At 65.2% G+C, this 16,530-nt stretch carries 15 protein-coding genes and 1 tRNA gene; 10 read left to right on the forward strand and 6 right to left on the reverse strand.

What is annotated here, in order from left to right:
* The first annotated feature begins 11 nt into the window (after nt 1-11).
* The 8 genes from xdhA to ACEN2S_RS01215 all read left to right on the forward strand — a co-directional run bounded on the left by xdhA (nt 12) and on the right by ACEN2S_RS01215 (nt 10,883).
* Nucleotides 12-1,400 carry a xanthine dehydrogenase small subunit gene (xdhA, locus tag ACEN2S_RS01180; RefSeq protein ID WP_441861272.1) on the forward strand — a complete coding sequence of 463 codons (1,389 nt, stop codon included), beginning with the start codon at nt 12-14 and terminating at the stop codon, nt 1,398-1,400.
* Nucleotides 1,397-3,754 (forward strand): xanthine dehydrogenase molybdopterin binding subunit, encoded by a 2,358-nt coding sequence (gene xdhB, locus ACEN2S_RS01185; RefSeq protein WP_441861274.1) that lies wholly within the window; start codon nt 1,397-1,399, stop codon nt 3,752-3,754. The genes xdhA and xdhB overlap by 4 nt, the downstream gene beginning before the upstream one ends.
* On the forward strand, nt 3,751-4,728 hold the full coding sequence (gene xdhC, locus ACEN2S_RS01190; protein WP_441861276.1) for a xanthine dehydrogenase accessory protein XdhC: 978 nt from the start codon (nt 3,751-3,753) through the stop codon (nt 4,726-4,728). The genes xdhB and xdhC overlap by 4 nt, the downstream gene beginning before the upstream one ends.
* A gap of 10 nt (nt 4,729-4,738) precedes the next feature.
* Nucleotides 4,739-6,274 (forward strand): ABC transporter ATP-binding protein, encoded by a 1,536-nt coding sequence (locus ACEN2S_RS01195; protein WP_441861278.1) that lies wholly within the window; start codon nt 4,739-4,741, stop codon nt 6,272-6,274.
* Nucleotides 6,271-7,350 carry an ABC transporter permease gene (locus ACEN2S_RS01200; protein ID WP_441861280.1) on the forward strand — a complete coding sequence of 360 codons (1,080 nt, stop codon included), beginning with the start codon at nt 6,271-6,273 and terminating at the stop codon, nt 7,348-7,350. Before ACEN2S_RS01195 ends, ACEN2S_RS01200 begins: the two co-directional genes overlap by 4 nt.
* Nucleotides 7,347-8,279, forward strand: coding sequence for an ABC transporter permease (locus ACEN2S_RS01205; protein ID WP_441861282.1), 933 nt, complete (start codon nt 7,347-7,349; stop codon nt 8,277-8,279). The genes ACEN2S_RS01200 and ACEN2S_RS01205 overlap by 4 nt, the downstream gene beginning before the upstream one ends.
* Nucleotides 8,280-8,355: 76 nt before the next feature.
* Nucleotides 8,356-9,441 carry a BMP family ABC transporter substrate-binding protein gene (locus ACEN2S_RS01210; RefSeq protein WP_441861284.1) on the forward strand — a complete coding sequence of 362 codons (1,086 nt, stop codon included), beginning with the start codon at nt 8,356-8,358 and terminating at the stop codon, nt 9,439-9,441.
* Nucleotides 9,442-9,599: 158 nt separating this feature from the next.
* Nucleotides 9,600-10,883: an NAD(P)/FAD-dependent oxidoreductase gene (locus ACEN2S_RS01215; RefSeq protein ID WP_441861287.1), complete on the forward strand. Its 1,284-nt coding sequence runs from the start codon at nt 9,600-9,602 to the stop codon at nt 10,881-10,883.
* Here the strand turns inward: ACEN2S_RS01215 and ACEN2S_RS01220 are convergent.
* Nucleotides 10,870-11,931 carry a GlxA family transcriptional regulator gene (locus tag ACEN2S_RS01220; protein ID WP_441861290.1) on the reverse strand — a complete coding sequence of 354 codons (1,062 nt, stop codon included), beginning with the start codon at nt 11,929-11,931 and terminating at the stop codon, nt 10,870-10,872. The two genes, ACEN2S_RS01215 and ACEN2S_RS01220, sit on opposite strands and share 14 nt — an antisense overlap.
* 98 nt (nt 11,932-12,029) lie before the next feature.
* On the opposite strand from ACEN2S_RS01220, the gene ACEN2S_RS01225 reads away from it, so the two are divergent.
* Nucleotides 12,030-13,094: a GlxA family transcriptional regulator gene (locus ACEN2S_RS01225; RefSeq protein WP_441861293.1), complete on the forward strand. Its 1,065-nt coding sequence runs from the start codon at nt 12,030-12,032 to the stop codon at nt 13,092-13,094.
* 376 nt (nt 13,095-13,470) lie between these two features.
* Here the strand turns inward: ACEN2S_RS01225 and ACEN2S_RS01230 are convergent, their stop codons facing one another.
* The 4 genes from ACEN2S_RS01230 to ACEN2S_RS01245 all read right to left on the reverse strand — a co-directional run bounded on the left by ACEN2S_RS01230 (nt 13,471) and on the right by ACEN2S_RS01245 (nt 15,668).
* Nucleotides 13,471-14,178 (reverse strand): sugar transferase, encoded by a 708-nt coding sequence (locus ACEN2S_RS01230; protein WP_441861295.1) that lies wholly within the window; start codon nt 14,176-14,178, stop codon nt 13,471-13,473.
* A 299-nt stretch (nt 14,179-14,477) separates the two neighbouring features.
* Nucleotides 14,478-14,984 (reverse strand): phage holin family protein, encoded by a 507-nt coding sequence (locus ACEN2S_RS01235; RefSeq protein WP_441861297.1) that lies wholly within the window; start codon nt 14,982-14,984, stop codon nt 14,478-14,480.
* A gap of 86 nt (nt 14,985-15,070) precedes the next feature.
* Nucleotides 15,071-15,442, reverse strand: a complete 372-nt coding sequence (locus tag ACEN2S_RS01240) for a hypothetical protein (RefSeq protein ID WP_441861299.1) — start codon at nt 15,440-15,442, stop codon at nt 15,071-15,073.
* A 149-nt stretch (nt 15,443-15,591) separates the two neighbouring features.
* A tRNA-His gene (locus ACEN2S_RS01245) sits at nt 15,592-15,668 on the reverse strand.
* Between the two features lie 136 nt (nt 15,669-15,804).
* On the opposite strand from ACEN2S_RS01245, the gene ACEN2S_RS01250 reads away from it, so the two are divergent.
* The gene (locus ACEN2S_RS01250) at nt 15,805-16,014 is read left to right on the forward strand and encodes a DUF6324 family protein (protein WP_441861301.1); all 210 of its coding nucleotides are present in this window, start codon (nt 15,805-15,807) and stop codon (nt 16,012-16,014) included.
* Here the strand turns inward: ACEN2S_RS01250 and ACEN2S_RS01255 are convergent.
* Nucleotides 15,988-16,473, reverse strand: coding sequence for an MmcB family DNA repair protein (locus tag ACEN2S_RS01255; RefSeq protein WP_441861303.1), 486 nt, complete (start codon nt 16,471-16,473; stop codon nt 15,988-15,990). The two genes, ACEN2S_RS01250 and ACEN2S_RS01255, sit on opposite strands and share 27 nt — an antisense overlap.
* Nucleotides 16,474-16,530: the final 57 nt, after the last annotated feature.

Consider the following 16,530-nt stretch of genomic DNA (forward strand, 5'->3'; position numbering starts at 1 on the left):
CGGATGACGACATGGATATTTCGTTTCTTCTGAACGGAGAAACCCGCTCGGTGAGGGTGAGCAACCCGACACAGAGCGTGCTCGACTGGCTACGCGAAAGCTGTGGCCTGACCGGCACCAAGGAAGGCTGTAATGAGGGCGATTGCGGGGCCTGCACGGTGATGGTCACCGATGCCAGCGGCAGCCATGCGCTGAACGCCTGCCTGATGATGATGCCGCAACTGCACGGCAAGGCTTTGCGCACCATTGAGGCGATCTCGGGACCGGCGGGCGAATTGCATCCGGTGCAGGCCGAGATGGTGGCGCATCACGGCAGCCAATGCGGCTTTTGCACGCCGGGTTTCGTGGTCAGCATGGCCACCGCGCATCTGAACGGCGCCCGCGATCACAACGACCAATTGGCGGGCAATCTCTGCCGCTGCACCGGCTATGCGCCGATCATCCGCGCCGCCGAAGCGGCTGAAGGCGTGCCCGTCCCCGCCTGGATGACGCACGATGCCGCCAGCCTGTCCGAACTGCAGGCACCGGCACTCCCGGCGACGGAGGCGGCGTTTTTGCCCGAAACCGCCGATGCTCTGGCCGCATGGTATCTGGAAAACCCCACGGCCACGCTGATTGCCGGGGCCACCGATGTTGGGCTTTGGGTGACGAAGGGGCTGCAGGATTTGGCACCCGTCGCCTTCCTGCACCGGGCCCGTGATTTGCAAACGATCACCGAGACATCGGAGGGCTTTCACATCGGCGCAGGCGTTACCGTGGCCGCCCTGCGCGCGGCGATGGCGGGGCCGCATCCGGCCTTTGCGGAACTGCTGCGCCGTTATGCCAGCGAGCAGGTGCGCCATGCGGCCACCATCGGCGGCAATATCGCCAATGGCTCGCCGATCGGGGACGGCCCGCCCGCGCTGATCGCGATGGGGGCCACCCTGCATCTGCGGCGGGGAGACGCGCGGCGGCAGCTGCCGCTTGAGGATTTCTTCCTCGCCTATAAAAAGCAGGACCGTGCGCCGGGCGAATTTGTCGAGGCGATCAGCATCCCGAGAACGGCGCCGGATCTCGCCTGCTACAAGCTCTCGAAGCGGTTCGATCAGGATATTTCGGCGGTTTGCGGCTGTTTCAACATCACCGAAACTGCGGGGGTGATCACCTCGGCCCGCGTCGCCTTTGGCGGCATGGCCGCCACGCCCAAACGCGCGGCGGGGTTTGAGGCGGCCCTTCTGGGGCAGCCCCTGACGGAAGCGACGATCCGCGCTGCCCTGCCCGCGCTGGCCGCCGATTTCACCCCCATGGGCGATATGCGCGCCAGTGCCGCCTACCGCAGCGAGGCCGCCTGCAACATGGCTTTGCGCTACGTGTTCGCGCGTGAGGGAAAAGCGGCCTCGGTGCTGGAGGTGCGGGCATGAGCGTCGGCACCCCCCTTCCCCATGACAGCGCCACCCTGCATGTGACCGGGCAGGCGCGCTATATTGACGACATTCCCACTCCCGCAGGCTGCCTGCATCTGGCTTTTGGCCTCTCGACCATCGCGCATGGCAAGATCACCGCGCTGGACCTGGAGGCCGTGCGCGCGGCCCCCGGCGTCGTGGCGGTGCTGACTGCCGGGGATTTGCCCTTTGCCAATGATGTCAGCCCCTCGATCCACGACGAGCCGCTTCTGGCGACAGGCGAAGTGTTTTACCACGGCCAGCCGGTGTTTCTGGTCGCCGCCACGAGCCATCTGGCCGCCCGCCGCGCCGCGCGGCTGGGCAAGATCAGCTATGAGGAGCGGCCCGCGCTCCTGACCCTCGATGCGGCTTTGGCCGCCAACAGCCGGTTTGAGGCGGGGCCGGTGATCTGGGAAAAAGGGGATACCGCCGCCGCCCTCGCCGCCAGCCCCAAGATCATCGAAGGGGTGATCGAGATCGGCGGGCAGGAGCATTTTTACCTCGAAGGTCAGGCGGCGCTGGCGTTGCCCGGCGATCAGGGGATGGTGGTGCATTCCTCGACCCAGCATCCGACCGAAATTCAGCACAAGGTGGCCGAGGCTTTGGGGCTGCATATGCATGACATCACCGTGCTGATGCGGCGGATGGGTGGCGGTTTTGGCGGCAAGGAAAGCCAAGGCAATGCGCTGGCGGTGGCGGCGGCCGTGGTCGCACAGGCAACCGGGCGGCCCTGCAAGATGCGCTATGACCGCGATGACGATATGGTCATCACCGGCAAGCGCCACGATTTCCGCATTCATTACAAGGCCGGGGTGACGCCGGAGGGGAAACTGCTGGCGGTAGATTTCCTGCAGCTCACCCGCTGCGGCTGGGCGCAGGACCTCAGCCTCGCGGTGGCGGACCGGGCGATGCTGCATGCCGACAATGCCTATGACATCCCGGCGATGCGTATCGAAAGCCACCGGCTGAAGACCCATACCCAAAGCGCCACCGCCTTCCGCGGCTTTGGCGGGCCGCAGGGGATGCTGGGGATCGAGCGGGTGATGGACCATGTGGCGCATGACCTCGGGCTGGATCCGACGGCGCTGCGTGCGGCGAATTTCTACCCGGCGCGGCGGGCGGAGAGCGCGGACGGGGGGCTGTCTGCCCCCCACGGCCTGCGGCCGCCCCCCGAGGATATTTCCGACGAAGCAAAGGGCTATGGACACACCCATTACGGGCAGGAAGTCAGCGATTTCATTCTGCCGCCGATCTGGGAAAGGTTGCAGAAATCTGCGGATTTCGCGGCGCGGCGGGCTTCGGTGGACGATTGGAATGCGACAGATCCGATCTTGAAGCGGGGGCTGGCGCTGACGCCGGTGAAATTCGGCATCTCCTTCACGCTCACCCATCTCAATCAGGCGGGCGCCTTGGTGCATCTCTATCAGGATGGTTCGCTGGCGCTCAGCCATGGCGGGTCGGAGATGGGGCAAGGGCTGCACCGCAAGGTGACGCAGGTGGCGGCAGAGGTGTTCGGAGTGGGGATCGAGACGGTGCGGATCCATGCCACGGATACCGCGAAAGTCCCCAATACCTCGGCCACCGCCGCCTCTTCCGGGGCCGATCTGAACGGGATGGCGGTGAAGGCCGCCTGTGACACGATCCGGGCGCGGCTGGTCGCCTTTCTGGCCGAGGCCGAGGGCGTGGCGCCGGAGACGATCCGTTTTGTGGACGGGCAGGTCTGGCTCGGTGCGCGCGCGCTGCCCTTTGCGGAGGTGGCGAAACGGGCCTATGAGGCGCGGATCAGCCTCTCTTCCACCGGGTTTTACGCCACGCCGGAGATCAGCTGGGACCGCAAGGCGGGGCGCGGGCGGCCGTTCCTGTACTTCGCCTATGGTGCCTCGGTGACCGAGGTGGTGATAGACACATTGACCGGCGAGAACCGCATTCTGCGCTGCGATATCCTGCATGATGCGGGCAACAGCCTGAACCCGGCGCTGGACATCGGCCAGATCGAGGGGGGCTACGTGCAGGGCGCGGGCTGGCTGACCACCGAGGAACTGGTTTGGGATGACAAGGGGCGGCTGGCCACCCATGCGCCCTCGACCTACAAGATCCCCGCCTGTTCCGACCGGCCCGAGGTGTTCAACGTGGCGCTGCATCCCGGGGCCAATCCGGAGGCGACGATCTACCGCTCAAAAGCCGTGGGGGAACCGCCGCTGATGCACGGGATTTCGGCGTTTCTGGCGCTGTCGGATGCCTGTGCGGCCTGTGGCCCGCACTATCCCGATCTGCGCGCCCCCGCGACCGCCGAGGCGGTGCTGGCCGCCGTCCAGCGGGCGCGCGGCGCATGAGCCTCTGTCCTGAAACGCTCGCGCGGGCGGCCGCGCGCGGCCCCTTCGTGCGGGTGCTGGTGGCGGCAATTGCCGGGTCGGCCCCGCGCGAGGCGGGGGCCGAAATGCTGGTCTGGGCCGATGGCGAGACGGGGACCATCGGCGGCGGCGCGCTGGAATATGCAGCCATTGCCGCCGCCCGCGCGCGGGTTGGCGGCGCGCCCGCCCTGCAACGGATGCCGTTGGGGCCGGGGCTGGGGCAATGCTGCGGCGGGGCGGTCACCCTTGCCTATGAGCCGATGGATGCGGCATTGGTCGCGCGCATCACCGGGCCGTTTTTTGCACGCTCCCTGGGGCAAGGCGGCGAGGCACCGCTGGCCGTGGCGCGCGCGCTGCGGCAGGCGCGGGCGGAAGGGGTGACGCCGCCGCGGCTGATCGGGGAGTGGCTGATCGAAGCGGTCAGCCCGGTCCGGCAGGATTTGTGGATCTGGGGTGCCGGGCATGTGGGCCGCGCCCTTGTCTCGGTGCTGGCCCCCCTGCCCGGGTTGCGGCTCTTTTGGGCCGACACCGACCGCAGTCGCTTTCCCGCGGAAATCGCGACAGAGGTCACGCCGATGATCGCGGAAAACCCCGCCGATCTGGTGCCCCTCGCCGGGGCACAGGCCCGGCATCTGGTGCTCACCTTCAGCCATGCGCTGGATCTGGAGCTCTGCCACCGCCTGCTGCGGCACGGGTTTGGCGACCTCGGCCTGATCGGCTCGGCCACCAAAGCGGCGCGTTTTGCCACGCGGCTGCGGGCGCTCGGCCATTCAGATGCTCAAATTTCGCGCATTGCCTGCCCAATAGGCGATCCGACCTTGGGTAAACATCCGCAGGCCATTGCCGTAGGGGTCGCCGTCGCGCTACTCAAAGACTTGAATGCGGCAGGCGCGGGCGTGCCCCTTGGGGAATCATCGGCGGAAAAGACCGCAATCACAAAAGACTACGCCGGGTGAGGGGTTAGACATGGCCGGAAATACCATGCTGTTGCAGCTGGAAGGGCTTTCCAAGTCCTACCCCGGAGTCCGGGCCAATGATGACATCAGCTTTGCCATCGCGCCCGGCGAAGTCCATGCGCTCTTGGGCGAAAACGGCGCCGGGAAATCGACGCTGGTCAAGATGATCTATGGTCTCGTCAAGCCCGACAACGGCACGATGACCCTGCGCGGTGCCCCCTATGCCCCGGCTGAACCGCGCGCCGCCCGCGGTGCGGGCGTGGCGATGGTTTTCCAGCATTTCTCGCTGTTTGAGGCGCTGAATGTCGCCGAGAATGTCGCGCTCGGCATGGAGAACCCGCCGAAGATGGGCGATCTGGCGGCGCGCATCCGCGAGGTCAGTCAGGCCTACGGCCTGCCGCTGGACCCCGCCCGCACCGTCGGGGACCTTTCGGCGGGCGAGCGGCAGCGCGTTGAGATCATCCGTTGCCTGTTGCAGGACCCCAAGCTCCTCATCATGGACGAGCCGACCTCGGTGCTGACGCCGCAGGAGGTGGAGATCCTGTTTGCCACGCTGCGGCAGCTGTCGGCGGAGGGGACGGCGATCCTCTATATCAGCCACAAGCTGGAGGAAATCCGCAGCCTCTGCGACCGCGCCACGATCCTGCGCGGCGGCAAGCTGGTCGGGTCCTGCACCCCGCGCGAAAAATCGGCGCGGGAGCTGGCCGAGATGATGGTGGGGGGCGAGTTGAAGCTGACCGACCGCGCGGGCCGGGTGCCGGGGATGGAGGTGCTGACGGTAGAGGGCCTGAACCTGCCGCCCGCCGCCGCCTTTGGCCCCAGCCTGCGCGAGGTGGGTTTCACCCTCTATCGCGGCGAGGTGCTGGGCATCGGTGGCGTCGCGGGCAACGGGCAAGAGGAACTTCTGGCGGCGCTGTCGGGCGAGCGGCTGTCGGGCCCCGGCACGGTGAAACTCTCCGGGCAGGATATTTCGGTTCTGGGCCCGAATGCGCGGCGCAAGCTGGGGATCCTGGCCGCGCCGGAAGAGCGGCTGGGCCATGCCGCCGTGCCCGACATGAGCCTGACGGAAAACGCCATTCTGACCGGAACTGTGCGCAAGCCGCTGACGAAAAACGGTTTTATCGACATGGGGGCCGCAAAGGATTTCGCCAGCCAGATCATCGCCGCCTTTGACGTTCGTACGCCGGGGCCACATGTGGCGGCCCGCGCGCTCTCGGGCGGCAACTTGCAGAAATTCGTGATTGGCCGCGAGGTGTTGCAGGCCCCGGATGTGCTGGTGGTGAACCAGCCCACATGGGGGGTCGATGCCGCCGCCGCCGCCGCCATCCGGCAAGCGCTGCTGGATCTGGCGGCGCAGGGGGCGGCGGTGATTGTCATCTCTCAGGATCTGGATGAGCTTTTGGAAATTGCCGACCGTTTTGCCGCCCTGAATGAGGGCCGTCTCAGCCCCGCCCGCCTGACGCAGGGCCTGACCATTGACGAGATCGGTCTGATGCTCGGCGGCGCGCATGGGATGGCGCCCGCGCATCCGGAGGTGCTGGCATGATCCGGCTGGAAAAACGCCCGCTGCCCTCGCAATTCTGGTCGGCCGCAACCCCGGTGGTGGCGGTGATTGCCACGATGATCGCGGGCGGCATTCTCTTTGCCATTCTGGGCAAAAACCCGGTGGATGCGATCCGCACCATCTTTTGGGACCCTTTGTTCGGGGCCAACGCGAGCTATTTTCGCGGCCAGCTGATGGTCAAGGCCGGACCGCTGATCCTGATCGGCGCGGGTCTTGCCGTGGGGTTCCGCGCGGGCATCTGGAACATCGGGGCCGAGGGTCAGTATATCATGGGCGCGATCTGCGGCGCCGCCGTGGCCCTCGCCGCCTATCCGCTGGAGGCCTGGTGGATCTTTCCCGCCATGGTGATCGCGGGCGCCTTGGGGGGCTGGGCCTGGGCGATGATCCCGGCCGTGCTGAAAAACCGCTTTGGCGCCAGTGAGATCCTCGTCTCGCTGATGCTGGTCTATGTGGCGCAGAACCTCTTGGCGCATATGGCGCATGGGCCGATGAAAAACCCGCAGGGCTTTGGCTTTCCGGGCAGCCGCAACCTGCAACAATATCCCAGTGCGTCGAACCCCGAGCTGATCGTGGGCACCGGTCTGCATTGGGGCGGCGTCGCGGCGCTGATCGCGGTGATTGCCACCTATCTTCTGATGTCGCGCCATATCGCCGGGTTCCGCATCCGGGTGGCGGGCGAGGCACCGCGCGCCGCGCGCTTTGCAGGCGTCATCCCGCAACGGCTAGTGAGCCTCTGCCTTGGTCTTTCGGGTGCCTTTGCCGGGCTGGCGGGGATGTTTGAAGTGGCCGGGCCCTCGGGCCAGATCACCGACAGTTTCAACGCGGGCTATGGCTATACGGCGATCATCGTCGCCTATCTGGGGCGACTGCATCCGCTGGGGATTTTGCTGGCGGGCCTGTTGATGGCGCTGACCTATATCGGGGGTGATCTGGCGCAGCTGACGCTGCAACTGCCCGCCGCCGCCATTCAGGCCTTTCAGGGGATGCTCCTGTTCTTCCTGCTCGGCTTTGACCTTCTGACCAATTACCGCATCCGCATCGGGGGAGGCCGCGCATGATCATCGGGGGTATCGACATCATCGCGCTCATCGCCTCGCTGATGATCGCCTCAACGCCGATCCTGCTGGCGGCACTGGGCGAGGCGGTTGCCGAGAAATCGGGCGTGCTCAACCTCGGGGTTGAAGGGATGATGATCATGGGCGCGATCGGCGGCTTTGCGGGCGCAGTGGCCACCGGCAGCCCGGTGCTGGGCTTTGTGCTCGGCGCGGTCTCGGGGGCGGGCATGGCGCTGATCTTTGCCTTCATGACGCAGGTGGTGCTGGCCAATCAGGTCGCCTCCGGGCTGGCGCTGACGCTCTTTGGCCTCGGCCTCTCGGCGCTGATCGGGCAGAAATTTCAGGGGATCAAGCCCCCCCCGACACCCAAGCTGGATTTCGGGCCGCTGGCCGATCTGCCCATCGTCGGGCCGATCTTGTTCCACCACGACTGGGTGGTCTATCTCTCGCTGATCCTCACCGTCGCGGTCTGGGCCTTTCTGAAATATTCCCGCGCGGGGCTGATCCTGCGCGCGGTGGGCGAAAGCCATACCGCCGCCCATGCGCTCGGCTACCGGGTGGTGGCGGTGCGGGTGGCGGCGCTGACCTTTGGCGGCGCGCTGGCGGGCCTCGGCGGCGCCTATCTCAGCCTCGTACGGGTGCCGCAATGGACCGAGGGGATGACGGCGGGGGCGGGCTGGATTGCCCTCGCCATCGTGGTTTTCGCCAGCTGGCGGGCCGAACGGGTGCTGCTCGGGGCCTATCTCTTTGGCGGGGTTACCGTGCTGCAACTGCGGCTGCAGGCCGCCGGGTTTGCGATCCCGGTGCAGCTTTTGTCCATGGCCCCTTACGTCATCACCATCATCGTGCTGGTGGTCATTTCCGCGCTGCAAAAGCGCGGCAGTTCCGCCGCCCCTGCCGATCTGGGGCGCAATTTCCACGCCTCGCGCTGAGCAATTTCTACGCCTCGCGCTGATGCGGGGCGGATCAACCAAGGGCCATCCGGCCTGTTCCAACGGGGGAGTTCCCATGAACCGCAGAAGCTTTTTGACCACCACCAGCCTCGCTGTCGGCGCGGCCGCCTTCGGCCTGCCGAAAATCGCCTCGGCGGCGGATCCGCTGAAGGTCGGCTTCATCTATGTCGGCCCGATCGGCGATATGGGCTGGTCGTATCAGCACGATCAGGGACGTCTGGCGATGGAGAAGGAATTTGGCGACAAGATCGTCACCTCCTATGTCGAAAGCGTGCCGGAAGGCCCGGATGCCGAGCGCGTGCTGACCCAGCTTGCCCTTGAGGGCAACCAGCTGATCTTCGCGACCTCCTTCGGCTATATGGACGCCACCGCTAACGTGGCCGCGAAATTCCCGAATGTGAAATTCGAGCACGCTACCGGCTATAAACGCGCCGACAACCTGGCCACCTATGACGCGCGCTTCTACGAAGGCCGCGCTATTCAGGGCACCATCGCGGGCCGGATGACCAAGACCAACAAGATCGGCTACATCGGCTCCTTCCCGATCCCGGAGGTTATTCAGGGGATCAACGCCGCCTATATCCACGCCAAAAAGGTCAACCCGGCGGTCGAGATCAAGGTGGTCTGGGCCTACAGCTGGTTCGATCCGGCGAAAGAGGCCGATGCCGCCGCCGCGCTGATCGCCGAAGGCGTCGACGTGCTGTTGCAGCACACCGATTCCACCGCGCCGCAGGCCAAGGCACAGGAAGCCGGGATTTACACCTTCGGTCAGGCCTCCGACATGGCCGCCTTTGCACCGAAACCGCGCATCAGCTCGACCATCGACAACTGGGCGCCCTACTACATCAAGCGCGCGGGTGCGATGCTGGACGGCAGCTGGGCCTCCGAAGCCACTTGGGGCGGCATCGGCACCGGCATGGTCGGCATTGGCGAGATCACCTCGGAAGTTCCGGCCGAAGTGAAGGCCGAAGCCGAAGCGATGATCGCGGCCATCGGCAGCGGCGAATACCATCCCTTCACCGGCCCGCTGAACAAGCAAGACGGCTCGGTCTGGCTGGCCGAGGGCGAAAAGGCAGATGACGGCACGCTCGCCGGCCTGAACTTCTTTGTCGAAGGCATCACCGCGGAAATGCCCTCCTGATTTCAGATCAACACCTTATGGGAAAGGCCCGGCGGCTGCGCCGGGCCTTTTCATTTGCCCCCCGCCCCGCGACATCCGAGGGCATTGACCGAAGCCTCCATAATATTCAATAATTGGAATATAACTGATGCGAGGGGCATCGGGAGGAGGAGTTCAACATGGCACATATAGTTGTTTTGGGGGCCGGGCTGGGGGGCGCGATCATGGCCTATGAGTTGCGCGACAGCCTGCGCCGCGAGGACCGGATCACGGTCATCACCAAAGACCCGTTCTATCATTTCGTGCCCTCAAACCCCTGGATCGCGGTGGGCTGGCGCGAGCGGTCGGACATCACCGTCGATCTGGCACCGGTGATGAAGAAAAAGGGCATCGGTTTCATCGTGCAACCGGCCACCAGGCTGCATGCCGCCGAGAACCGGGTGGAGCTGGCCGATGGCAGCTCGGTCGCGTACGACTATATCGTCATCGCCACCGGGCCTGAGCTGGCCTTTGACGAGATCGAGGGCTTTGGCCCGACGGGCCACACGCAATCGGTCTGCCATGTCGATCATGCCGTCGCCAGCCGCAGCGCCTTTGAACGGTTCTGCGAGAACCCCGGCCCGATTGTGGTGGGCGCGGCGCAGGGGGCCAGCTGCTTTGGCCCGGCCTATGAATTCGCCTTCATTCTGGATGCAGAGCTGCGCAAACGCAAAATCCGCGACAAGGTGCCGATGACCTTTGTCACGCCCGAGCCCTATGTCGGGCATCTGGGGCTGGACGGGGTGGGCGACACCAAGGGCCTGCTGGAATCCGAGATGCGTGGCAAGCACATCAAATGGATGACCTCCGCGCGGGTGAAGAAGGTCGAGGAAGGCCAGATGCTGGTCGAGGAGATCAACGACGATGGCAGCGTGAAGGGCGAAAAATCCCTGCCCTTCGGCTTTGCGATGATGCTGCCCGCCTTTCGCGGCATTCCGGCGGTTTCGGGCATCGAGGGGCTGTCGAACCCGCGCGGCTTCACCATTGTCGACCAACATCAGCGCAACCCGCGCTATCCCAATGTCTTTGCGGTGGGCGTCTGCGTCGCGATTCCGCCGATGGGGCCGACGCCCGTGCCCTGCGGCGTGCCGAAAACCGGTTTCATGATCGAGAGCATGGTCACCGCCACCGCGCAAAACCTGGGCCAACTGGTGCGCGGACAGGAACCGAGCCATGTCGGCACCTGGAACGCTGTCTGCCTGGCCGATTTCGGCGATGGCGGCATCGCCTTCGTGGCGCAGCCGCAGATCCCGCCGCGCAATGTGAACTGGTCCTCATCCGGCAAATGGGTGCATCTGGCCAAGGTGGGCTTTGAAAAATACTTCATCCGCAAGGTGAAGCGCGGCAATTCCGAGCCCTATTACGAGAAAGCGGCGATGAAGATCCTTGGCATCGACAAGCTGAAAGAGGTCACTCAGGGCTGAGATCTTGCGCCTGCCGCCATGCCTCGGGCGGCAGGCCATACAGCTCGCGGAAATGCCGGATCAGATGCGAGGCATCGCAAAAGCCGGTGGCATGGGCGATCTCGGTCACGGTTTTCTCGCCCCGTTCCACCAATGCCCGGGCCTGCGCCAGCCGCACCCGGCGCCCGGCCTCGGCGGGGGTGATCCCCAGCGTATCCGCGAAATGCCGCTCAAGTTTGCGCCGCCCGATGCCGAGCCGCTCGGCCAGCCGCGCGACGGAAAGGGGCGCATCGATGGTCTGCTGCATCCACAAGAGCGCGCGTTTCACCACCGGATCATTGCTCGACAGTTCCAGCGGCAGACCCGGCTGCGGCCGCTCGCCCGCTTCGGCCTGATCAATGATCATGATCGACAGGCTTTTGCGCGCAACTGAGCGGCTGATGTGGCGCTCCACCAGAAACGCCGCCAGATGCGCCGCCGACACCCCGCCCGAGCAGGTCAGCCGGTCGCGGTCGACGACAAAGATCTGGTCGGCGACGGGTTGCAACGTGTCGAATTCTTCGATGAAATCGCCGTGGTGGAACCAGCTGACGCAGCATTTATAGCCCTGCATCAACCCCAGCCGCGCGAGGATAAAGGCACCGGTGCAAATGCCCACCAGTGGCACCCGCTCGGCGGCCGCCCGCAGCAGGAACTTCTCGACATCCAGCGGCAGGCGTCCGGTGGGCTCGATCAGCCCCCCCACCACCGCGATATAATCATAGTCGCGCGGGTCCAGAGGACGGTGCGTCGCGGGCACCGGAATCCCACAGCTCGACTGCACCGGTTCCTGAAGGGCGCCGATCACCTCCCAGCGGCACAGAATCGGCCGCGAGCGGTCCGCCTCATCCGCCGAAAGCCGCAGCACATCAATGAAATTTGCCAGCGCAGACAGGGTAAAACGCCGCGCCAGCACGATTCCGATCCGCAACGGCTGCGGCGCGGGCCGCCCCGCCGGACGGCTCTCGGAGCGCTGAACCTTACGTTGGGGCAAGTTTGCGGGTGCTTCTGCAGCAATTGGCGCGGTCATGTCGCAATCATCATGTTCGGTTGACGCAATCATACACTCACAGTTTCGCGTGATCAGCAAGAGTTCTCCATCACCGCAACCGCATCAGGAGCTTTGAGATGACGCATTTCTCCCCCGTGACCGTTTTGGAAGCCAATGCCAGTCTCCTGCGTCCCACGCCCGCTGCCGCCACCCGGCGCTATGCATTCCTGCTGATTGGCGGCTTTACGCATCTGGCCCTGGCGGCGGCGATTGAACCCCTGCGGCTGGCCAATATCGCCGCGCGCCGGCAGGGCTACGGCTGGCGCCTTTTGTCGGAAAGCGGCGGATCGGTCGAGGGCTCCGGCGGGATCCGCGTGCAGGTGGACGGTGCACTGGCCGATCTGGAGCGCGATGAAATGCTGATCATCGTTGCGGGCGATGACGTGCGCCAACGGCTGACCGAGAGTTTGGTGGCGCGAATCCGGCGGCTGTCGGTGCGCGGCGCCGCGATGGGCAGTCTCTGTGGCGGTGTGCAGCTGCTCGCGCGCGCGGGTGTGCTTGCCGGGCAGGAATGCGCGGTGCATTGGGAACATGCCGAGGCGATGGAGGAAGAATACCCCGATCTTGAGATTACCTGCACGGCTTTCGAAGCATCGCGGGTGCCGACGGCGCCGGGCGGAATCGCTGCCGCCGACCTGATGTTGCATCAGATCGGCGCTGATCTCGGCCCTGTCACCGCCGCAAAAGTGGCCGATCAAATGCTGCTGGGACAGGTTCGGGGGCCGGGGGCGGCGCAGACCGTCTCGCATCAGGCGCGCTATGGTGTGCGCAATGCGCGTCTGGCCCGTGTGCTGCGCTGCATGGAGGAAAACCTCGAAGTCCCGCTGACCGCACTGGAAATCGCCGATATCGCCGCACTTTCCGTGCGCCAGACCGAGCGCCTGTTCCGTCGTCACCTGAACATGACGCCCATGGCCTTCTACGGTCAGATGCGGCTGGATCGCGCGCATGGGCTCCTCACCCGCACCGAAATGTCGCTGATGCAGATCGCGGTTGCCTGCGGTTTTCAGTCAGCCTCGCATTTCGCCAAGAAGTACCGCAGCCACTTCGGAGTCAACCCGAGCAAGACGCGCGCAGGGCTGCACGCCGTGCCACCCCGCGCGGCAATCCCGGCGCCGGTGGCCGCGCGCTACGCGGCCTGAGCGGGCGCGCCAGCCCGCAAAACCGGCGCCGCCCGCGCAAAGACTGCGGGCGGCTCAAACCCGTGTCATGCGCCAGATTATCGCCCGCTCTGGCCAGAGGCGCGGCACTACTGCGGGCCCGGCATCTCCGCAGGCTAGGCACTACCGCAGACCCGGCATCAGCCCGCGACCAGACCTTTCAACACATGAAAACGGCGCCGGCATTGCTGCGGCGCCGTTTTCATATCGTCGTTGTCAGAGCTGAGGACCTTTTCGGCGGTGTCAGAGCAGAGCCATAATTTCTCCGCGCGTCCACCTCGTCCTGCGATTGCTCCCGCTTGGTACCTTGAGGTCGCTTCCACCTGCGGGACCCTGAACCGGATCCCGCCGCGGTGCCTCAGCGGCCCGTCATCTTGAACACGACGCCAACGGTCCGCATCATCAAGGAGATGTCCTGCGCAACTGACGCTTTCGCATAATAGGTTTCGTCGTAGTGAACGCGGTCCACAAAACGGGTGGTGCCACGTCCCTCAACCTGCCAGAGCCCGGTCACGCCCGGACGCATGTGGAAATAGGCGCGGCCCCCCGCTTCGGTGTAGAGCGACTGCTGGTCGATCAGGAACGGGCGCGGCCCCACCAGGCTCATGTCGCCTTTGAAGATGTTGATCAGCTGCGGTAGCTCGTCGAGGCTGGTCTTGCGCAGAAAAGCACCCACCTTGGTGATCCGCGGGTCAACGGCAAGCTTCTGGTTTTCATGCCATTCGCGGGCCACCTCAGGATCGCTGTCGCACATTTGCTTCAGCCGCTGTTCGGCGTCCACTGCCATCGTGCGCAGCTTGTAACAGTTGAACACGCGGCCATTCAGGCCAACGCGGGGCTGGACGAAAAACGCCGAACCGCCATCGCGCCGAACCATGACGCAGAGCAGCAGAACCACCGGCACGACCACCGGCAAGATCAGAAGTGACAAGGCGATATCCAGCATGCGTTTCGGCAGGCCGGTGTAGGACCACCAGCCGCGCTTGCTGGCGGAAGAACGGCGAAACTCCTCAACGCGGGCGGAGGTCGGTGTGAAAAAATCACTTAGCGGAGAATATTGTTTCATGACTTAAGTCCCGTGCTGGGAAAACATACATCGAAAAGGCACTGCGGATAGTTTTTTTGATTAAGGATCAATTAACGCGCACCACGATTCGAAACAACCCCATGCTGCGAGTGCGAAGGTACAAACCGGCGGAATTCGCCTTAGATTACGGCAAATTTTAGCAAACTGTCGCGAGGGCGACTGTTTTTTCAGCGTTAACCTTGAGGATTGTGCAGCGCGCAACAAAGCCGTCTGCGGTCAGCTGCGGGAGTGGCGCGTTACACGCCTGGGTTGCAGTCACTTTGGTAAGGATAGCGCTATCAGCGGCGCATCATGCGCGCGAGGTCCAGCCCGATCACGAAAGACGCCAGCAACGGGCTGACCACCCCCATATCCAGGCCTTTGGCGGGCTCATCGCCCACAGCCGGGCGGGGTGGCGGCGCGTCCGACAGGGCCTGCGCCAGGTTTTGCAGCCGCAGCACGGCCTCCATCACCTGCACCTCGATCGGATCGCTGGCGGAAATGCCTGGCGACACCGGCGCGGCAGAGGCGGTTGCGGCCGCGGCGGCAGCCAGCCGCTCGGCCTGGGTGACACGGCGCTTGTGGCGCAGCCCGAGGGAGAGCATGACAAAGCCAATGCCAAGGTAGACGCAGCACAGAACAAGGGCCGCAAAAAGCGGCCCCCGCATTGTTTCCAAAACCAGCCATCCCGCCAGCGTTGCAAAACCCAGCCCCACCGCCAGCGCCACCCCACCGCCAGCGATCCAGGCGCCGCGCCGCGCCGTATCGGCTGCGGCGGATTTCAGATCATCGGTGAGGGAGCTCATCGGGTCGTCCTTATTCTGGGCGTGCCTTGGGGGGTCGGCCGGACCGGCCCTGCCCTGCATGCGGGCAGAGCCTTGCTTGCGGGGCCTTACTTGCGGGCCAGAAAGAGGCCAGCCAGCAGCCCCGCACCGGCAGCCAGACCCACCGCAGCGGCGGGCTGACGGCGGACAAGCTCTTGCGCTTCCGTGGCCGTGGCGGAGGCACGGTCGGCCGCGGCGGTCAGCGTGGCGCCGGAAATGTCGTACAGACGGGCAGCCTGACTGCGCACGGTTTCGGCAACCGCTTCGCCCTGAGCGCGGCCCATGCCCTGCAGCGTGTCGCTGATGCGGGCCAGATCGATGCGCAGCTGCTCAACCTGAGCGGCCAGCGCCTCACTGTCGGTGCCGGCCAGACGTGCCTTTGCATCGGCCAGAGTTTCTTTTGCGGAATCGATGATCTTCTCGGAAGCTACGCGGGACATGCCGTCCTCCTGTCATGTGAATGTCGGAGAAGCAACGCCACAGACCCCGGCAGAGTTCCGGTGCGACTGCGGCCTTTTGCGCCACAAGGCCAACAAAAACACCTCAAAGGGGCATTCTGCAAGCGGTATCGTCACAATGAAGGGGGGAGTGGTACAGCTTCCCCGGCTCGAACGGGGGACCCCCAGATCCACAATCTGGTGCTCTAACCAACTGAGCTAAAGCTGCACTGAGCGGCGATTTAGCGCCCCTCGCCGGTGAATGCAAGGGGCTCATTCAGGGAAAGTGCCGAATGCCACCGCTTGCCCGGGCCGCGCATTCGCGCTACCCCATGATCCGCCCCCAATTTGCAAAGGATCGCGCCATGGGTATCGACAAGCAAAGCGACATCGCCGCCAATATCCAGATCGGCCCGACCACCCTGGGGATGGTCCGCATCTACATCGAGGCGGAGGGGCTGGAGCTGCCGCTGGACTTCGACCCGGAAGAGGCCGAGGAAATCGCCGAGGAACTGCTGGCCGCCGCCGAGGCCGCCCGCTCGATGGGCTCAGGTCCCGCCAAGGGGCGGAAGTAAGGCGGTCGCCGGATCGCGCAGGCCCTGCAGGCGCAAGAGCGCCGTGCGGGCCAGCGCCTGCGTCAGCGCCTTGCGCCGGGCCGGGGCCAGCGGAACCGCCGGCGGCATCCGCACCAACTCTCCGCCGTGCGCATCAGCCAGCAGCAGGCCGCTGTCATCGGGCAGCAATTCTTGCGGGAAATCGGTGTCGACCGCCCAGAAGAACCGGTCGCACCACGGCAGATAGCCCTGCCATTTGCGGTCTGAGGTAAAATCAACCCGGCTCGATTTGCATTCGACAATCCAGATCTCGCCCTTCGGCGCGATGCCGATCAGATCCACCCGCAACCCGGCGGTGGGCACGAATTCCGGCAGGCAGATCACATCATAGCCGCGCAGGGCCCGGGCGGCCCCGCGCGCGATCTGCTGACCGGGGGTCATCGGTGGCAGGGGAACATATGTCACGTCAGGCTGTATCATCCGCACATTATGAACATTGCAAGAACATCGCGCAACCCTTGCGCGGCGGCCCGGTCG

Origin of the sequence: Phaeovulum sp. W22_SRMD_FR3, from assembly GCF_052113705.1 — a bacterium.
Lineage (GTDB): Bacteria > Pseudomonadota > Alphaproteobacteria > Rhodobacterales > Rhodobacteraceae > JBGQOG01.